Genomic DNA, 18,760 nt, shown 5'->3' with positions numbered 1-18,760 from the left:
AGATCAACCTATGGCTCCTTCTTGTTCAGCAGTTTTCACTGCATTTTTCCTTTCACAACGATCCCAAGTTAATCTCGGGTCAAATGTCATCGCTGCAAACATTGTGAGAATAACAACTATGCCAAAGAAAATAATTCCTAAAGCAGGGACGATACTCATCAATTGCCCCATTTGAACTAACGAGGCCAAAATCGTGATCACAAACACATCAATCATTGACCAACGACCGACATACTCCACCAACTCATAAATAAAATGCATACGATGTGGGTCACGATTACCGTACCCTTTTGAGTCGAGACATAACCATGCAATACCAATCATCTTTAAAGTAGGAACCATAATACTGGCGATGAAAATGACCATGGCAACTGGGTAAGAACCATCCCCCCATAATAAAATCACCCCATCTATAATGGTTGAATTTAATGCGCTCCCCAGTGTATAGGTTGTCATCATTGGCAGCACATTAGCAGGGATATACAACATAATTGAAGTAATTAGCAGTGCAATCGTCCATTGTAAGCTTTGATGTTTACGTACGCTGCCACGGGAAGAACATCGAGGACATTTTTCTTGTTCCGCAGGCAAAATAGCCGTACAAACAAGGCACAAACGGATATCTTGCTTAATCCCCGTTTGGCCAACTTTTAGCGGTTTATCCAGTTTGGGAGCAGCTTCAATGCGATTCCATAACCAATGGCGGTCTAAACATTGAAACGCCCTAACTTGCAACATACAATATATGCAGTATGGTACAAAACTCAAACCTATCCCAATATCGCCATAAGCTATCAGTTTTACAAAACTGACTAACACCCCCGCCAGAAAAATTTCTGCCATGCACCACGCTTTCATTTGGAACAAGATACGCGTGATCACCACCTTAATATCTTTCGAGATACGCACTTGTAGCCCTAAAAGAATAATGGTGATCATGCAAAATGCAGGGATAATTAAAGAAAAAAACAGGAAAAATAGCGCTAACCCGCTATAACGGGTTGTCGCTATGATTTCGATAATTTGAAATAACGATATTTCATTTTCAATCCCTGCCGCTCCCATTTTGACAAAAGGGAACAGACAAGCAACAAACAACATAATTAGCGCACTAAACGCATATGCCGCTGGCTGCTTGTATGGATATCGCCACTTTGAGACTAATGTCGTCTCACAGCGTGGACAAGTGGCTTTGCTCCCCTGCTCCAATTCAGGAACAGCAACCAACATATCACACTGAGGACAAAGTACATGTTCATGAGACTCATGGGTACACAAAGTGTATTCACTCCTTAAATTAAATCTAATTTAGCCATTTTTTAGCATCTCAAGTTCTTGCCAACGGTCAAATGCCTGCTCTAGCTCTGATTCTTTAGCCGCTAAGCTCGTCAACGTTTTTTCTGTTACATCATGAGGTTGATTAAAGAAATCTGCATCACCAATTTGGGCTTGTAATGCTTCAATCTCTGTTTCCAATTGTTCAAGCTTAGCAGGCAATTGTTCCAACTCACGTAACAAATTATAACTTAGCTTATTTGAGCGCTTTACTGCTTCTTTTGACTTCACCGCTTTATCTTTGGCAGTCACTTTACTCGTTTGTTCCGTCTTTAAACTCACGGTTTGTGCTCTTTGTTGCTGAGCATCAAAATAACCACCCGCATAACGGTTAATAACGCCATTGCCTTCAAAGATCCAACATTCCGTTACGCTGTTATCAACAAACTCTCGATCATGGCTCACAAGTAACACTGTTCCTTGATACCCATCAACCAATTCCTCAAGTAACTCTAAGGTTTCAACATCCAAGTCGTTGGTTGGCTCATCAAGAATCAACAAGTTACTCGGTTTTAGGAATAATCTAGCTAATAATAAACGATTACGCTCACCACCAGATAACGCTCTAACCGGAGTCATTGCTCGCTTAGGTGGGAACATAAAGTCTTGCAAATACCCCAAAACGTGGCGAGGCTTGCCATTTACCATCACTTCTTGCTTACCTTCAGCCAAATTATCCATCACTGTTTTATCAGGGTCGAGTGCTGCACGGTGCTGGTCAAAATAGGCAACCTCTAACTTAGTTCCACAATGCACTCGTCCACTGTCCGCTTGTAAATCACCCAACATTAGACGTAACAATGTTGTTTTACCACAACCATTAGGCCCAACGAGAGCGATTTTATCGCCACGTAACACTTGCGCAGAAAAATCCTTAACTAGAACTTTATCATCAATCTGATAATTAACGTTTTCCATCTCGAAAACAATTTTTCCAGAACGGGACGCTTCACCCACTTGCATTTTAGCTGTACCCATAACTTCACGACGTTCTGAACGCTCAACGCGTAAGGCTTTTAATGCGCGCACGCGGCCTTCATTACGTGTACGTCTCGCTTTAATGCCTTGACGTATCCAAGCTTCTTCTTGCGCTAATTTTTTATCAAATTCCGCATTTTGCATTTCTTCAACGCGTAAGGCTTCTTCTTTACTGATTAAATAATCATCGTAAGTGCCTGGCCAAGAAGCTAACTGCCCACGGTCTAAGTCAATGATCCGTGTCGCCATATTGCGAATAAATGAACGGTCATGGGAAATAAAAACAATGCTACCTTGGAAGTCTTTTAAGAAGTTCTCTAACCAGAGAATAGTTTCAATATCCAAGTGGTTAGTTGGCTCATCTAAAAATAACACTCGTGGATTACTCACCAAGGCACGGCCTAAAGCTGCTTTGCGTAACCAGCCTCCCGACAGTGAAGACAGTTCAGCATCAGCTGGTAAGCCTAATTTTTTTAATACATCACTGATACGGGAATCCAATAACCATAAGTTGCGACTATCTAGCACCTCTTGCAATTCGGCAAGCTTATTTAAATTTTTCTCACTTGGGTCGCTTTCCACCAGTTTAGATACATGGTGATAATCTTTTAAATACTGCGCCTGTTCGGCAACACCTTCAGCGACAAAGTCAAAAATAGTGCCTTCCACGTTACGTGGTGGATCTTGTTGCAAACGAGCAACAATCAAATCTTGCTCATAAATAAGCTGACCATCATCTAACGGCTGCTCTTTTGTCAACACGCGCATCAGCGTTGATTTACCTGCGCCATTACGACCAACTAAACAAACGCGCTCGTTATCTTCAATATGAATTTCAGTATTATCAAGTAAAGGGGCATCACTAAAAGAGAGGTATGCGCCCGATAAATTAATTAAAGCCATTGATTCTATCCTTTACTCTGCGTGGCGAATTAGCCAGCAGTTATGAATTTGACGATTACGAGCAAAATCTTCCGAAAGCGTTTTAGCGGTTATCTCTTGTGCTTGTAATCCTAATGCCGTCACCGCTTCAAGATCCATTTTGAAACCACGCTTGTTATTAGAGAACATCACGGTTCCACCACGGCGTAACAGTTGTTTTAAATGTGTGATCAGCTGAATATGGTCACGTTGCACATCAAATGTGCCATCCATACGCTTGGAGTTTGAGAATGTTGGCGGATCGATAAAGATCACATCAAATTGTTCACGACTATTCGCCAGCCAACTTAAGCAATCTGCTTGAATTAAACGATGCTGACGACCTGTTAACCCATTGGCTTGTAAATTTTTCTCTGCCCACTCAAGGTAAGTACGTGACATATCAACTGAAGTGGTGCTTTTCGCCCCACCTAACCCCGCATGTACTGTCGCAGAACCGGTATAACAAAATAGGTTTAAAAAATCAGCGTCTTTGCACATTTGCCCTAACATTTTACGTGCAATACGGTGATCAAGGAATAACCCCGTATCGAGGTAATCAGTTAGGTTGACTAACATTTTGGCATTGTATTCTTGCACTAAGAAGAAATCGTCTTTTTGTGCTAATTTTTCATACTGTTGTTTGCCTTTTTGACGCTGACGTGTTTTCAACACCAGTTGATTAGAGGTGAGCTCTAATACATTCATGGTGGCGGTGATCACGTCAAATAGCCGCTGACGCGCTTTACGCTCATCAACCGTCTTCGGTGGTGCATATTCTTGGATCACGACCTTATCACCATAAATATCAATAGCAACATTATATTCAGGTAAATCCGCATCATAAATACGATAACAATCAATACCTTGCTGCTTTGCCCACTTGCTTAATTTTTTCAAGTTTTTGCGCAAACGGTTAGCAAAATCAGGGGAAATTTCAGCCACTGTTTCTGACGGTGTTGCTGCCAGTTGATAATTCTTTTGTACACAATCTAACGGGCCATTTTTTGCTTTAAACTCACGTTCTGAGCGCAACTGTAAACAACTGAGTAATTCAGGTGATGCACTAAAAATCGACAAACGCCAGCCTGGGAAACGCGCTTTAACCACACGACCTAATTGACTGTGCAACGCTATCAAGGCGGGTTCACTTTCTAAACGCTCACCATAAGGGGGGTTGCTCAAAATGGTTCCTGTCATTTCATTTTTGACAGGGTTTTCAAGTGCAGCCGCATCACCATGACTAAAAGAAATAATATCTTGCAAGCCCGCACGACGTGCGTTCGCACGCGCCATTTCTAATACACGTTTATCAATATCAAAACCATAGAAACGCGATGTGGTCTCTTTTAAACCTTGACGAAAACGGACCTGTGCTTCGGTGGTCAATTCACGCCATAACTGCGCATTAAATTTCGACCATGCATAAAAACCCCAGTGGTTACGATGTAAGCCCGGAGCTTTATCCGCAGCCATCATAGCAGCTTCAATTAACAGTGTTCCAGAACCACACATAGGGTCAACCAACGGTGTTCCTTGCTGCCATCCTGAACGATTAATAATTGCAGCCGCGAGGGTTTCTTTTAATGGCGCCTGCCCAGCAAGATCACGGTAGCCGCGAATATGTAGAGAATCCCCGCTTAAATCCAGTGCCACACTGGCTCTTTCTTTATTAAGGTAGACATTAATGCGGATGTCAGCTTGTTGGCGAGCTACATCAGGGCGCTGATCTAACTTACGAACGAAGCTATCAACAATCGCATCTTTCACTTTCAGTGCGCCATATTGACTATTACGGATCTCTTCATTGGTTCCTGTAAAATGCACCACAAAAGTATCATTTACAGAGAAAATTTCAGTCCAATCGATAGCTTGAACTCCGAGATACAAATCTAAGTCGCTGTATACATCGAAATCATTCAATGGCAATAAAATACGCGATGCCAGTCGACTCCATAGCAAACTTTGGTACATGACCCGTTCATCGGCCTGGAAGTAGACACCCCCTTGTGCAACTTTGCACTGGCTAGCGCCGAGCGCTTCCAATTCCGTTTTCAATAGTTCTTCTAGGCCACGAGCTGTGCTGGCAAACAGAGAATTCATAGTATTTATTACCGATTTCGATGAAAAATTGTTGCGCATTATAGCTAATCTCATGCAGTTATCATAAAGTTGCTACGCAACAATTATAAGGATTAAAAAATGATTACGCTTTCGCGCCTTTATACACACCCAGTTAAATCTATGCGGGGGATTCGTTTATCTCACGCCTTCGCTGATACTAGCGGTTTGACTTTTGATCGTAATTTTATGGTAACCACTCTGGAAGGCAAATTTATTACGGCGAGAAAATACCCGCAAATGTTACTGTTTACCCCCGTTATGCTCAATAATGGACTCCATTTACGAGCACCTAACGGTGAAAGTGCGACGATATTGTATCAGGACTTTGACGAGAAGCAGAGTCCTACGGAGGTTTGGGGGAATCATTTTCATGCACTTATTGCTCCTGAGTCGATAAATAATTGGTTAAGCACCTTTTTTGATGAGCCAGTGCAATTACGTTGGCTCAGTCCTCAATTATCACGACGAGTAAAAGAATACCAAGATATTCCAATGTCATTCGCTGACGGCTACCCTTTTTTACTAATTAATGAAGCTTCAGTCCAAGAACTTCAAAAGCGCTGTCCTGCTAGTATTAAATTAGAGCAATTTCGAGGTAATCTGATTATTACTGGTGCTAAGCCTTTCGAAGAAGATACTTGGAAAACCATCCAAATTGGCGATGTTATCTTTACCCTCGATAGGCCTTGTAGCCGCTGTATCTTAACTACTGTAAGTCCAGAAAAAGGAATTAAGCATCCCCACAGCGAACCATTGGCAACATTACAAACTTTCCGTTGTGACGAGCAAGGCGATGTCGATTTTGGGCAAAATGTAATTATCAAAAATACAGGCGTTATTCGTGTAGGTGATACAGTAAACGTATTAGAAACCAAAACGGCTAAGTCTTATATCATCCAAGAAAGAGAAAAGACTGCGGATAATAGCAACTCGAATGCACAAACCCAAAATGTCAGCTTAGTTTTTGAAGAAATGGAATATACCGGTGATAACCAAAATGTGATCCTTGAACAACTTGAGTCTCATGGCTTATCTATCCCATATTCGTGTCGAGCAGGAATTTGTGGGCGATGCAAAATTAAACTGGTGTCTGGTGAGGTCAAGCCATTAAAACAAAGTGCCATTAAAGAGGACGGCTATATATTGGCCTGTAGCTGTATTCCAAAAACGTCAGTCAAATTAGCATTCAAATAGATACTCATCTCAAAGTATTTAACACCATCATACAGAGTCAATTATGATGGTGTTAAATTCCGAGTTCAATATATAACCACGTCACGACGATCTTTTAAATTGCTTTTTATTAAGATCAGACGTGATCATTTAAATGACATTTCCATATAGCTGCCGCTTTACTTTTGAAGAATACTCAAGCATACGATCATTCATGATCTTAATTGGATCGCAAAATCTTAACGTACGATCAGGTAATTCTAATATTGGGTCAGCTAATAAACACAAACTTGCAGAAGGGCCAGCTTCCGCAATAATAAAAGTAAAATAACAGTTCGTATTTTCTAAACACACTTGAATTATTTGCCCTTGCTTAGGTGCATTAATAAAATTAAATGAAGAAAAATACCAACTTTTTGGCATCTGAGGTTTTAAAAACCGAAAAGCAACGAGGCTATTTAAGACTAATTCCGCTCTTTCTTCTTGCGTAATATTTAGTCTCTTTGCTTGTTCATCAAATAAATAATATTCCCCTGCATCTTCGATGCTAAATGGCATTTCACTACGCGCAAATACCGTCAGCATCTTAGCAGGAAAACATGAACGAAATATCATGCCGTTGGCGAGATCTAACATCACCCTGTCATGGTCATGATCAAAATACCAACGCCAATGATCATCAGGTTTAATATTCATAAACGATCCTTTAGCGACTTATCGGTAAATATATAATAAGAACGATCATCACTATGAACATTCCTAAATTTACTCAATGATTACATTTATAGTATCAAATTTTATACATTAGATTTTATGCACTAAATTCTATCTACTAAATAAAAACACATTATTGGTCATCAAATAATGTCATTATCTAAAAATTTGCTGCACATGATATCAATTTGATATAAAAATAACCACTATTAGCAATATAGTTTAAAAGGGGGAATAAAGATACCCCCTCGATAAGTAAATTTACAAATTACTAGATATGATTGACAATATCTTTAATTAATTTTGGGCCATGATAAATAAAACCAGAATAAATTTGAATTAATGAAGCCCCTGCTTCCATTTTTTCACGTGCCGCTGTGAGCGAGTCTATCCCGCCCACACCAATAATAGGTAGTTTGCCATTTAATTCACGGGAAATAATTTTAACGACCTCGGTGCTTTTTAATTGAACAGGACGTCCACTTAATCCTCCCGTTTCATTGCAATGGTTTAACCCTTGAACCAGACTGCGGTCTAATGTGGTATTTGTCGCAATAACGCCATCTATATGATGTCTGACTAAGCTATCAGTTACCTGAATTATTTCTTCTTCAGATAGATCTGGTGCAACTTTTACTGCAACAGGGACATATTTTTGATGTAAAGATTGCAATTCAAGTTGTTTAGCCTTAATACCACTTAATAAATCATCAAGCGCTTCGCCATATTGTAATGTTCGTAATCCCGGCGTATTTGGTGAAGAAATATTAATTGTAATGTAACTTGCATGCGCATATACCTTGTCCATACAAATTAAATAATCATCTTTACCTTGTTCTACTGGCGTACCTTTATTTTTACCAATATTGATACCAATAATTCCGCCATAGGTAGATTTTTTGACATTCTCAACGAGGTTATCAACGCCTTTATTATTAAATCCCATACGGTTGATTAAACCTTCAGCTTCCACTAAACGGAATAACCGTGGTTTATCATTACCAGACTGAGGTCGAGGTGTCACCGTACCAATTTCAATAAAACCAAAGCCCATAGCCCCGAATGCATCAATACATTCACCATTTTTATCTAAACCTGCCGCTAGGCCAAGTGGATTTTTAAAAGAGAGTCCCATGCATTGAACAGGTTTGGTAGCAACAGACTGACGAATAAGACATTGAAAAGGGGAATGATTCAAACGTTGAAGCTGGCGAAAAGTCAATTCATGAGCTTTTTCAGGATCGAGCAGGAACAGTGCCTTGCGGGCAAGATGATATAACATATCCAATAACCTATTTTTACTAGTGCATTTCAATAAAATAGACATCGTATCGCTCGCCAAAACCCTCGCCAAAGACTGATTGTCGAATTTTAACTGTGCGAACTATTTTCGTCGGATAAAACGCGCTATAGACTACCCTATTCAGATGTAACTTTACTATGAAAAAATCAATGAAATGTATTTTAAGTGCATTTATAGCCACTAAGGTAAACTGAACTATGAAAACTCTCCCTTAATAATAGGATTTATTCGCCCCTAAAAAAATAAACCCCTAAAATTAGATTAGAGGTTTATCTTATACATTTATGTGTTCAACTAGCTTTCTAACGCTTTAGTGATTTTCTCAAACAAATCACCAGAAAGATTGTCTAGCCCTTTTAGTTGTTCAAGCACTTTACGCATTTGAGCTTGACGTTTTTCATCATAGCGTTTTAAACGGATCAACGGTTCAATTAGCCTTGAAGCCACTTGTGGGTTACGTGTATTCAGATCCACCAATATTTCATACAAGAATTGATAACCACTACTATCCTCTGCATGGAAGTTCACTGGGTTACCCGCTGTAAATGCGCCAACGAGAGACCTTACTCGGTTCGGATTACTCATGCTAAATGAACGATGGTTCAATAATTCACGTACATGCGATAACACTTCTGGAGATGGATTTGAGCCTTGTAACGTAAACCATTTATCCATAACTAGCCCATCATGATGCCAACGCTCATCAAAGTCAGCCATAAGTGCGGCTAAGCATGGTAATTGTGAATCATTCGCCGCAGTTAATGCCGCTAATGAATCCGTCATGTTATCCGCTAATTGGTATTGTTCCTGTACTAACTTATTCGCCAGCTCAATATCATCACCAGCTGCTAAATATTGTAGGCAAATATTGCGCAGTGAACGTTTGGCAATATCCTGATGATCAACACGGTAACCCGCTATATTGATTGAACGGTAGACCGTCAAGAATTCATCATGCATATCAACAGCGAGTTTATGGTGAATAAAATTGACCACCTCGTGGATCGCAACAGGATCTATTACTGTAAATAACTCAGCTATTTCACTTTCTGATGGCAAAGTCAGGATCAGCGCAGCTAATGCAGGGTCAATCGAATCGCTTAATAATACCGCACGGAAAGCATCTACGACAGATTCAGGTAAAACTAACGTTTCACCTTTATGGTACTTAGCAACATTGATTTTGGCATAATTATTAATCAATTGTTGTGCTGCATCCCAGCGGGAAAATTCATTGCTTGCATGCTGCATTAAAAATGCAAGTTGTTCATCCGTATAGTGATAATTTAGCTTAACGGGCGCTGAAAACTCACGTAACAATGAGGGGGTTGGGCGGCTAGTAACTTCATCAAATACAAAACTTTGTGACTCTTGTGTAATATTTAAAACAGAATTTACCGCATTACCATCACGTTTTAATGCAATCACAGCCCCATCTTCACCATACAGTTCAATATCAAGTGGAATATGTAACGCTAATTTTTCAGCTTGATCGGCAGTTGCTGGTGTCATTTGGCTAACATGCAACGTATACTGCTGTTTTTCTGGGGAATATTCATCACGTACAGTTAGCACTGGTGTACCTGACTGGCTGTACCAACGACGGAACAGTGATAAATCTACATTCGATGCATCTTCCATCGCTTGTACAAAATCATCACAGGTTGCGGCACTTCCATCATGGCGATGAATATAAAGTTGCATTCCTGCTTGGAACATTTCTTCGCCCAGCAGTGTGTGGATCATTCGAATCACTTCCGCCCCTTTCTCATACACCGTCAGTGTATAGAAATTATTCATTTCAATGACTTTATCTGGGCGGATTGGGTGTGCCATTGGGCTTGCATCTTCGGCAAACTGAGCTGAACGCATCACTTTGACATTATTAATACGGTTAACCGAACGAGAGCCTAAATCAGAGCTAAATTCCTGATCGCGGAAAACCGTTAACCCTTCTTTTAAACTTAATTGGAACCAATCACGGCAAGTGATACGGTTACCTGTCCAGTTATGGAAGTACTCGTGACCAATCACTGACTCAATATTCAGATAATCTTTGTCTGTAGCCGTTTCGCTTTTTGCTAATACATACTTAGAGTTAAATACATTAAGACCTTTATTTTCCATTGCCCCCATGTTGAAGAAATCAACGGCAACAATCATATAGATATCAAGGTCATATTCTAAACCAAAGCGCTCTTCATCCCACTTCATGGCATTTTTCAGGGATTGCATCGCCCAAGGGGCTCTATCTAAATTACCCTTATCAACAAACAATTCTAAAGCCACCTTACGGCCGCTACGGGTAATAAAGACATCTTTTAAAACATCAAAATCCCCCGCCACCAGAGCGAATAAATAACTTGGTTTTGGGAATGGGTCTTCCCATTTAACCCAATGGCGGCCGTTTTCCAGTTCACCTTGTGCAATACGGTTACCATTCGATAATAAATAAGGGTAACGTGACTTATCAGCCGTAATCGTTGTGCTATAGCGCGCTAACACATCTGGACGATCCTGATAATAGGTGATGTGGCGAAAGCCTTCAGCTTCACATTGAGTACATAAAGCATCGCCTGAAACATACAAGCCCTCTAAAGCGGTATTTTTCTCAGGGTTGATTTCGTTCACAATCCGCAACGTGAAAGATTCAGGGAGTGATTCAATAACCAACTTTCCTTCACTTTCCTTATAGTCTGTCCACTCTTGTCCATCAACTTCAATACTGATGAGTGCTAAGTCTTCACCATTAAGTTCTAATGTTGATGACTGTGAATTAAGACGTTTTACCTTACTAACCGCAGTAACTACTGTTTTCGCAGGATCAAGATTAAAATCGAGGTCAATCTCTGTAATAGTATAATCAGGTGCTTGATAATCCTGACGATATTTCGCTTGCCTTAACTGAGTCATAAGTAACCTTTTAATTCGTTATATTCGATATCGTACTGCTTAATTACTATATACAATACTATAAGACACAATAATGTGAACGGATTTGAGAAACATTTTCATTAAAAGATGTTATCCATTTTTATTATAATGTTACCTTTGTATATCCCACCCTATCCAATTTTGTTACAAAATCGTTTGTTTGTTGGTGCTATAGCACTATTAAATATTTTACGTCATGTTAGTATCTTGGCGTAATTAACACTTTTGTATGTCAAAGCTAAGGTCTAGGCGATCAAACCTATTTACCTGATTTCTCGGCTTTACATGCAAACCTTATCGATAAATAAATGCGTGAATTAAGGTTGTTATACTCTCTTGTAACAGACTGGTAGATTATCGCTTCTATCTTTTGGTAAAGTGGGTATACTTTTGCAACTTTAACGATTTAGCAAATTAGCTAATATCCCCCAAATAATTCGAGTTGTAGGTAGGTGACAAGGGATGATAGACGGGATGCATAGATAAACTATGTGACTCGGCGAGCGTAGTCAACACCGCTGCAACTTAAAGAATTTCGGGTATATAAGTAGTTAAGCTCCGCGAGGATGTCTGCGCGCCATGAATTTAGACGCTACACCGATTATTACATCACTGCTTGATACCGATGCTTATAAGCTTCATATGCAGCAGGCCGTTTTCCACCGTTACCATCAAGTACCGGTCGTCGCTGAGTTTCGCTGTCGTAGCAGTGAGCTTTTAGGCAGCTACGCCAATGAAATCAGGCAACAAGTTCAGTTAATGGCAAATTTGTCGCTTTCTGATGATGAACTGAATTTTCTTCGTCGCTTACCTTTTTTCCAAGAAGACTATCTTACATGGCTAAAAACATTTCGCTTTAACCCTGAGCAAGTGGTTATCAGTAGCACTGACGAAGATCAGCTTGCCATCCGTATCAGCGGGCCTTGGCGTGAAGTGATTATGTGGGAAGTGCCTCTTCTCGCTCTTGTAAGTGAAATAGTACAAAAAGATAGGCACCCAGAGGTCACTCCAGATGATGCCGTCCAACAGCTTAAAAAGCTGCTAAATGTTTTCTACCAACAAGCAGATGAACATCAACTGGATCTATCCGGTTTTAAACTCATGGACTTTGGGACACGGCGTCGTTTCTCATATGATGTGCAGTCAGCCATTGTTTCTATGCTTAAACATGAGTTCCCTTACCTTGTAGGCACCAGTAATTACAAACTCGCTCATGAATTAAACCTAATTCCCGTTGGCACTCAAGCCCACGAATGGTTTCAAGCTCACCAGCAAATTAGCCCTGAGTTAGCAAATAGCCAGCGTGAAGCGCTACAAACTTGGTTAGATGAATACCCAAATCACCTTGGTATTGCATTAACAGACTGTATCACTATGGATGCCTTCTTGCGTGATTTTGATGCTAATTTTGCGAAGCGCTACCAAGGATTACGTCATGATTCAGGGGACCCCATTGAATGGGGAGAAAAAGCTATTGCTCACTACCAAAATTTAGGTATTGACCCCATGAGCAAAACACTGGTGTTCTCTGATAGCTTGGACCTACAAAAATCCCTTGAGTTATATCGTTATTTTCATAAACGGATTAATCTTGTATTTGGCATTGGCACACGGCTAACCTGTAATATTCCCCATGTGACACCACTCAATATCGTGATTAAGCTGATTGAATGTAATGGCAAACCTGTGGCGAAGTTATCGGACAGCCCAGGTAAAACGATTTGTGAGGATGATGAGTTTGTCAATCAACTCAGAAAAGCCTTTGACTTGCCTAAAATGGAAAAGGCCTGTTAATTAGCCTCTCTCTTCAAAGCTCTGAGGCACTTTTATTGCTCAGAGCTTTAAAACCCTCTTTTTCTTTTATTCACTTACTATTACTATAGCTTTTAAGCTCAACAATCGCGGTTCGTTCCAACAGAAATGTTTTATCGCGATTTTTTACTTGTTTCCTAACAAATGGCAAGTAACATAGAGCTTTGGCCCCTGAAATATGGGATTTCGTAAGTATACCCCTACTTTACTATTTTATTTGTCATACACTGGTTGTTTTGCGCTTTAACTCACGACACCGCAATGCAATTAAAAAAATGAATTTAATACAATTTGAATGGCATCCTAAATAATTCGAGTTGTAGGAAGGCGGCAAACAAATTGAGCCCTAGGAGCATACATAAGTATGTGACTAGGGTCAGTTTGTGAAGCCAACGCATCTACAGCTCGAAGTATGACGGATTGAGATAGTCAAAGTAGATATTGTTAATATGAAGAGAGTGAATTATATGATAGTAGCGCCTGTAGTCGACGTACTGCAAGGCCGTGTGGCGGTTGGCTCAGAAGTCACCGTTCAAGGCTGGGTACGTACAAGGAGAGATTCAAATGCTGGTTTTTCTTTCCTCGCCGTTTATGACGGTTCCTGCTTTAACCCGTTACAGGCTATCATTAATAATAATTTACCTAATTATAATGACGAAGTCCTGCATCTCACCACTGGTTGCTCAGTTGAAGTCACGGGTACCGTAAAAGAATCCCCTGGCCAAGGTCAATCATTTGAACTTGAAGCTACAGCAGTCAACGTGGTTGGTTGGGTTGAAGACCCTGACACTTATCCAATGGCCGCTAAACGCCACAGCGTTGAGTTCTTACGTGAAGCCGCGCACTTACGCCCTCGTACTAACTTAATTGGTGCGGTTGCTCGTGTACGCCACACATTAGCGCAAGCGCTACATCGTTTTTTTGATGAACAAGGCTACTTCTGGGTTTCAACCCCAGTGATCACAGCATCAGACACGGAAGGTGCCGGTGAAATGTTCCGCGTTTCCACGCTGGATTACAACAACCTGCCACGCAACGACAAAGGCGAAGTTGACTTTAGCGAAGATTTCTTTGGTCGCGAAGCCTTCTTAACTGTATCGGGCCAGCTAAACGGGGAAGCCTATGCTACTGCCATTAGCAAAGTCTATACGTTTGGGCCAACTTTCCGTGCAGAAAATTCAAATACCAGCCGCCATCTTGCCGAATTCTGGATGTTAGAGCCTGAAGTGGCTTTTGCCACTTTAGATGATGTCGCAGGCCTCGCAGAAAAAATGCTGAAATTCGCTTTTAAAGCCGCCCTTGAAGAGCGCCGTGATGACTTAGAGTTTTTTGCTCAACGTGTTGATAAAGACGTTATCAACCGCTTGGAAAGCTTTGTAAACTCAGATTTTGCGCAAGTTGACTACACGGATGCTATTAAAATCCTTGAAACCTGTGGCCAAAAATTCGAAAACCCAGTTTATTGGGGGGTCGACATGTCATCTGAACATGAGCGCTACTTAGCGGAACAGCACTTTAAAGCGCCTGTGGTTGTGAAAAACTACCCGAAAGACATCAAAGCTTTCTATATGCGCCTCAATGAAGACGGTAAAACCGTTGCAGCAATGGATGTGTTAGCTCCAGGTATTGGTGAAATCATCGGTGGTTCACAGCGTGAAGAACGTCTCGACATGTTAGATGCCCGCCTTGAAGAAATGGGCATGAATAAAGAAGATTACTGGTGGTACCGTGATCTGCGCCGTTACGGCACAGTGCCTCACTCTGGTTTCGGTCTTGGTTTTGAGCGCTTAGTGGCTTACGTCACGGGGGTGGGCAACGTTCGTGAAGTTATCCCATTCCCTCGCACGCCACGAAATGCAGCATTCTAAGCGCATTCCTTATGTTCTACATAATTCGAGTTACATGTAGGCTACGAGCGAAAATAGCCGATGAGCATAAATAAGTATGTGATTCGGCAAACTGAGCGCCCACATGCGGCTTGAAGTATGATGAGTATCGGGTCAATCGTGTATTGGCCCGATTTTTTTAGTATGACTTTAACCAACTCATTATCCCTGAGTATTACATTTGTTGCAGTACTTTGATAACCGAATCACAATCTTTACGTTATCACCTTATAATTGACCCCAAAATGGCGCTAAGCTGCGAGCACTAAGAATAATCTGCTTTTTTACATTATCTTTTCCTTTTTTCTGATCAAAAGTCTTCACTTTAGATTCGCTAAGTTGCTCAAAAAAAACTCAAATCATCTTTTAAAAAAGTTCCCTAAATTTTATATTTTTTTTCACACTGGTACGACGAGTGGTTATTATTTGGTCTATTTTTTACATTTTGAAACACCTTGTTACCATTAGTTTCAGAATCTTTGATTTTGTAGCAATTTGAGGGTAGATAATTTTATTTAGCAATGGAACACTGGTCGCCGACATAGACGACACTAATCTCTCACAAATAGTTCAAAATATTTTTGCGAATTATTTTTGGCAGTGGCAGGTGTCCGAATAACACCAATGAGGGTAATAATAATGATGAAACGCAATATTCTTGCAATGGTTATTCCAGCTCTGTTAGCTGCGGGTGCAGCAAACGCAGCTGAAGTATACAATAAAGACGGCAACAAGTTAGATGTTTATGGTAAAGTTGACGTTCGTCACTACTTTGCTAACGGTGGTAGCAACGGTGCTCCAAGCCAAGACGGTGATGATTCACGCGTTCGTTTAGGTGTTAAAGGTGATACTCAAATCACTGACCAACTGACTGGTTTTGGTCGTTTCGAATGGGAAACTAAAACCAATAAATCTGAAAATAACAACGACAACAAAAACCGTTTAGCTTACGCTGGTTTACGTTTTGCTGATTTCGGTTCAATCGACTACGGCCGTAACTACGGTGTTGTTTATGACACGAACGCATGGACCGACGTATTCCCATTATGGGGTGCGGACACTATGTCACAAACTGACAACTTCATGACTGGTCGTAACCGTAACCTGTTAACTTACCGTAACAACGATGCTTTCGGTTATGTTGATGGCCTGAGCTTCGCTCTGCAATATCAAGGTAAAAACGGCGACGACAACCTGTCTTCAGCTGGTATGAAAAAAGACAACGGTGACGGCTACGGTTTCTCAACCGCTTATGACTTAGGCTGGGGCGTAACACTGGGTGGTGGTTACTCAAACTCTTCCCGTACTCCAAACCAAAAAGCATATTCTGGTGCTGGTGGTAAAAAAGCTCAAGCATGGAACGTGGGTGGTAAATTCGACGCTAACAACGTTTACTTAGCTGCAATGTATGGTCAAACTCATAACATGACTCGTTACGGTTCAGGTGATAACTACGAAGAAGGCATCGCGAACAAAACTGAAAACGTTGAGTTAGTTGCACAGTACCTATTCGACTTCGGTCTGAAACCATCTTTAGGTTATAACCAATCTAAAGGTAAAGACTTAGGTGCATACGGTAATAAAGACCTAGTTAAATATATCTCTGTAGGTTCTTACTACTACTTCAACAAAAACATGTCTGCAGTTGTTGATTACAAAATCAACCTGTTAGATAAAAATGAATTCACCAAAACTTACGGTATCAGCACTGATAACGTAGTTGGTTTAGGTTTAGTTTACCAATTCTAATTATCAGTTAGCTGATAATTTAGAAAACGGTAACATGTTTTTGTAAGCAGCACTTCGGTGCTGCTTTTTTATTTTACATACTTTTACCCTGACTTTTCCCTGTGCTTTGTTTAACCTTCTATAAATCAAGCTAATTAATCATCAAGCCAGATAAATTCGCCACCTTTATGGATATTTATGGTCAGATTACATGCAATTCCTACCTAGCTCACAAGATCTCGCCAATTTTTAGCAAAACGGTTGGCAAAACCCCTTTCACACGTTAACCTGAGAACTCGACTCGTTCGACTAAACCCGTTTTCAGCTATATCCATCAATTTCAGTCGTATGGACTGTACAAGCAAGAATAGCCAAAGGTATTCTCACTTAGGTCATCATACGTTGTTAATTGTATTGGGTACCACTACAGAGCTTTGGAATCGACAACATGTTTGAAAAAATTACTTCTGCCCCCGCTGACCCAATTTTAGGTCTTGCCGATAGTTTCCGTGCTGATCCCCGCGATAATAAAATTAACTTAGGTATTGGCGTCTACAAAGACGAATCAGGTAAAACCCCTGTGCTTGATACCGTTAAAAAAGCAGAGAAATTCTTGCTTGATAACGAAAACACCAAAAACTATCTCGCGATTAGCGGAATGCCAGAATTTGGCCGTGTAACACAAGAACTGTTATTCGGTGCACAACATGAAATTGTCACCTCAAAACGTGCACGTACCGCGCAAGCACCGGGTGGTACTGGTGCGCTACGTATTGCTGCGGATTTTATTGCTAAACAAACCAATGCAAAACGTGTTTGGATAAGCAACCCAACTTGGCCAAACCACAAAAATATTTTTGAAGCTGCAGGCTTAGAAGTCCTGACCTACAACTATTATGATGCCGCTAATCACGGTATGGATTTTGATGGTATGCTTAATAGCCTGTCATCCGCTGTTGCTGGGGATGTGATTGTACTGCATGGTTGCTGCCATAACCCAACAGGGATTGACCCAACTCCTGAGCAATGGGCTAAGCTGTCGGACCTGTGCGCAGAAAAAGGCCTATTACCGATTTTTGACTTTGCTTACCAAGGTTTTGCTAAAGGCTTAGATGAAGATGCAGAAGGCCTGCGTCTTTTCACTAAAAACAACCCTGAAATGATTGTGGCGAGCTCATTCTCAAAAAACTTTGGTTTATACAATGAGCGTGTCGGCGCTTGTACCATCATCGCAAAAGACAGCGATAATGCAGAACGTGCATTTAGCCAAGCAAAAGCTGTTATTCGTGCTAACTACTCTAACCCACCAGCACATGGTGCCGCCGTTGTAACAACCATCCTTTCAGATGAAGCATTGAAAGCAGAATGGGTGCAAGAATTAACGGCGATGCGTGAGCGCATTAAACGCATGCGGCAGCTGTTGGTAAAAACATTAGAGGAAAAAGGCGCTAAACAGGACTTCAGCTTCATCATCAATCAAAATGGGATGTTCTCATTCAGTGGACTGACAAAAGAGCAGGTAGAGCGTCTACGTAGCGAATTTGGTATCTATGCGGTCAGTTCTGGTCGTATTAACGTTGCAGGCCTAACATTGGAAAACATGGTTCCATTGTGTGACGCTATTGTTAAAGTACTTTAATCACTACAAATAAAGTGGCGATTGAATCGCCCTTTAAACAAGGCGGTATTTTTTAGTAAAGAAACCGTTTCTAGAAAAATGGCTAAGCTCAGAATTTATCTAGCTTAGCCATTTTAATTTCTATAGCGATACGTTACTTTCTCTGTCATAAACCTATTAACACCGACTAAAATATTTAGCTTTAGTCTAGGCTACAGCCTACTATTCATCAAT

11 protein-coding genes are annotated in these 18,760 nt (G+C 40.7%); 5 read left to right on the top strand and 6 right to left on the bottom strand.

The window, feature by feature from the left end; genetic code table 11:
* Positions 1-3: 3 nt before the first annotated feature.
* From pqiA to rlmKL, 3 genes are read right to left on the bottom strand one after another with little or no spacing between them, the layout of a single operon-like run.
* Complete coding sequence (gene pqiA, locus ACLPIE_RS07545) at positions 4-1,278, bottom strand: membrane integrity-associated transporter subunit PqiA (protein ID WP_430260907.1); 1,275 nt, start codon at positions 1,276-1,278, stop codon at positions 4-6.
* 30 nt (positions 1,279-1,308) lie between these two features.
* Positions 1,309-3,216: an ABC transporter ATP-binding protein gene (locus tag ACLPIE_RS07540; RefSeq protein WP_430260906.1), complete on the bottom strand. Its 1,908-nt coding sequence runs from the start codon at positions 3,214-3,216 to the stop codon at positions 1,309-1,311.
* A gap of 12 nt (positions 3,217-3,228) precedes the next feature.
* Entirely contained in the window at positions 3,229-5,337 is a 2,109-nt protein-coding gene (rlmKL, locus tag ACLPIE_RS07535) for a bifunctional 23S rRNA (guanine(2069)-N(7))-methyltransferase RlmK/23S rRNA (guanine(2445)-N(2))-methyltransferase RlmL (protein WP_430260905.1), read from the bottom strand.
* Positions 5,338-5,436: 99 nt separating this feature from the next.
* On the opposite strand from rlmKL, the gene ACLPIE_RS07530 reads away from it, so the two are divergent.
* Positions 5,437-6,552, top strand: coding sequence for a YcbX family protein (locus tag ACLPIE_RS07530; protein ID WP_430260904.1), 1,116 nt, complete (start codon positions 5,437-5,439; stop codon positions 6,550-6,552).
* 129 nt (positions 6,553-6,681) lie between these two features.
* On the opposite strand, the gene ACLPIE_RS07525 is transcribed toward ACLPIE_RS07530, so the two are convergent.
* From ACLPIE_RS07525 to pepN, 3 genes are all read right to left on the bottom strand, one after another.
* On the bottom strand, positions 6,682-7,227 hold the full coding sequence (locus tag ACLPIE_RS07525; protein ID WP_430260903.1) for a cell division protein ZapC: 546 nt from the start codon (positions 7,225-7,227) through the stop codon (positions 6,682-6,684).
* Between the two features lie 289 nt (positions 7,228-7,516).
* On the bottom strand, positions 7,517-8,527 hold the full coding sequence (gene pyrD, locus ACLPIE_RS07520) for a quinone-dependent dihydroorotate dehydrogenase (RefSeq protein ID WP_430260902.1): 1,011 nt from the start codon (positions 8,525-8,527) through the stop codon (positions 7,517-7,519).
* 315 nt (positions 8,528-8,842) lie between these two features.
* Complete coding sequence (gene pepN / locus ACLPIE_RS07515; protein WP_430260901.1) at positions 8,843-11,461, bottom strand: aminopeptidase N; 2,619 nt, start codon at positions 11,459-11,461, stop codon at positions 8,843-8,845.
* Between the two features lie 600 nt (positions 11,462-12,061).
* On the opposite strand from pepN, the gene pncB reads away from it, so the two are divergent.
* From pncB to ACLPIE_RS07495, 4 genes are all read left to right on the top strand, one after another.
* Positions 12,062-13,276, top strand: coding sequence for a nicotinate phosphoribosyltransferase (gene pncB / locus ACLPIE_RS07510; RefSeq protein WP_430260900.1), 1,215 nt, complete (start codon positions 12,062-12,064; stop codon positions 13,274-13,276).
* Positions 13,277-13,761: 485 nt separating this feature from the next.
* Positions 13,762-15,162 carry an asparagine--tRNA ligase gene (gene asnS / locus ACLPIE_RS07505; RefSeq protein WP_430260899.1) on the top strand — a complete coding sequence of 467 codons (1,401 nt, stop codon included), beginning with the start codon at positions 13,762-13,764 and terminating at the stop codon, positions 15,160-15,162.
* A gap of 660 nt (positions 15,163-15,822) precedes the next feature.
* Complete coding sequence (locus ACLPIE_RS07500) at positions 15,823-16,929, top strand: porin (RefSeq protein ID WP_430260952.1); 1,107 nt, start codon at positions 15,823-15,825, stop codon at positions 16,927-16,929.
* A gap of 427 nt (positions 16,930-17,356) precedes the next feature.
* The gene (locus tag ACLPIE_RS07495; RefSeq protein WP_430260898.1) at positions 17,357-18,547 is read left to right on the top strand and encodes an amino acid aminotransferase; all 1,191 of its coding nucleotides are present in this window, start codon (positions 17,357-17,359) and stop codon (positions 18,545-18,547) included.
* Positions 18,548-18,760 lie beyond the last annotated feature (213 nt).

This window comes from Providencia sp. Me31A, assembly GCF_050487165.1.
Classification (GTDB): Bacteria; Pseudomonadota; Gammaproteobacteria; order Enterobacterales; family Enterobacteriaceae; genus Providencia.
This window is presented reverse-complemented; position numbering and strand designations above follow the sequence as displayed.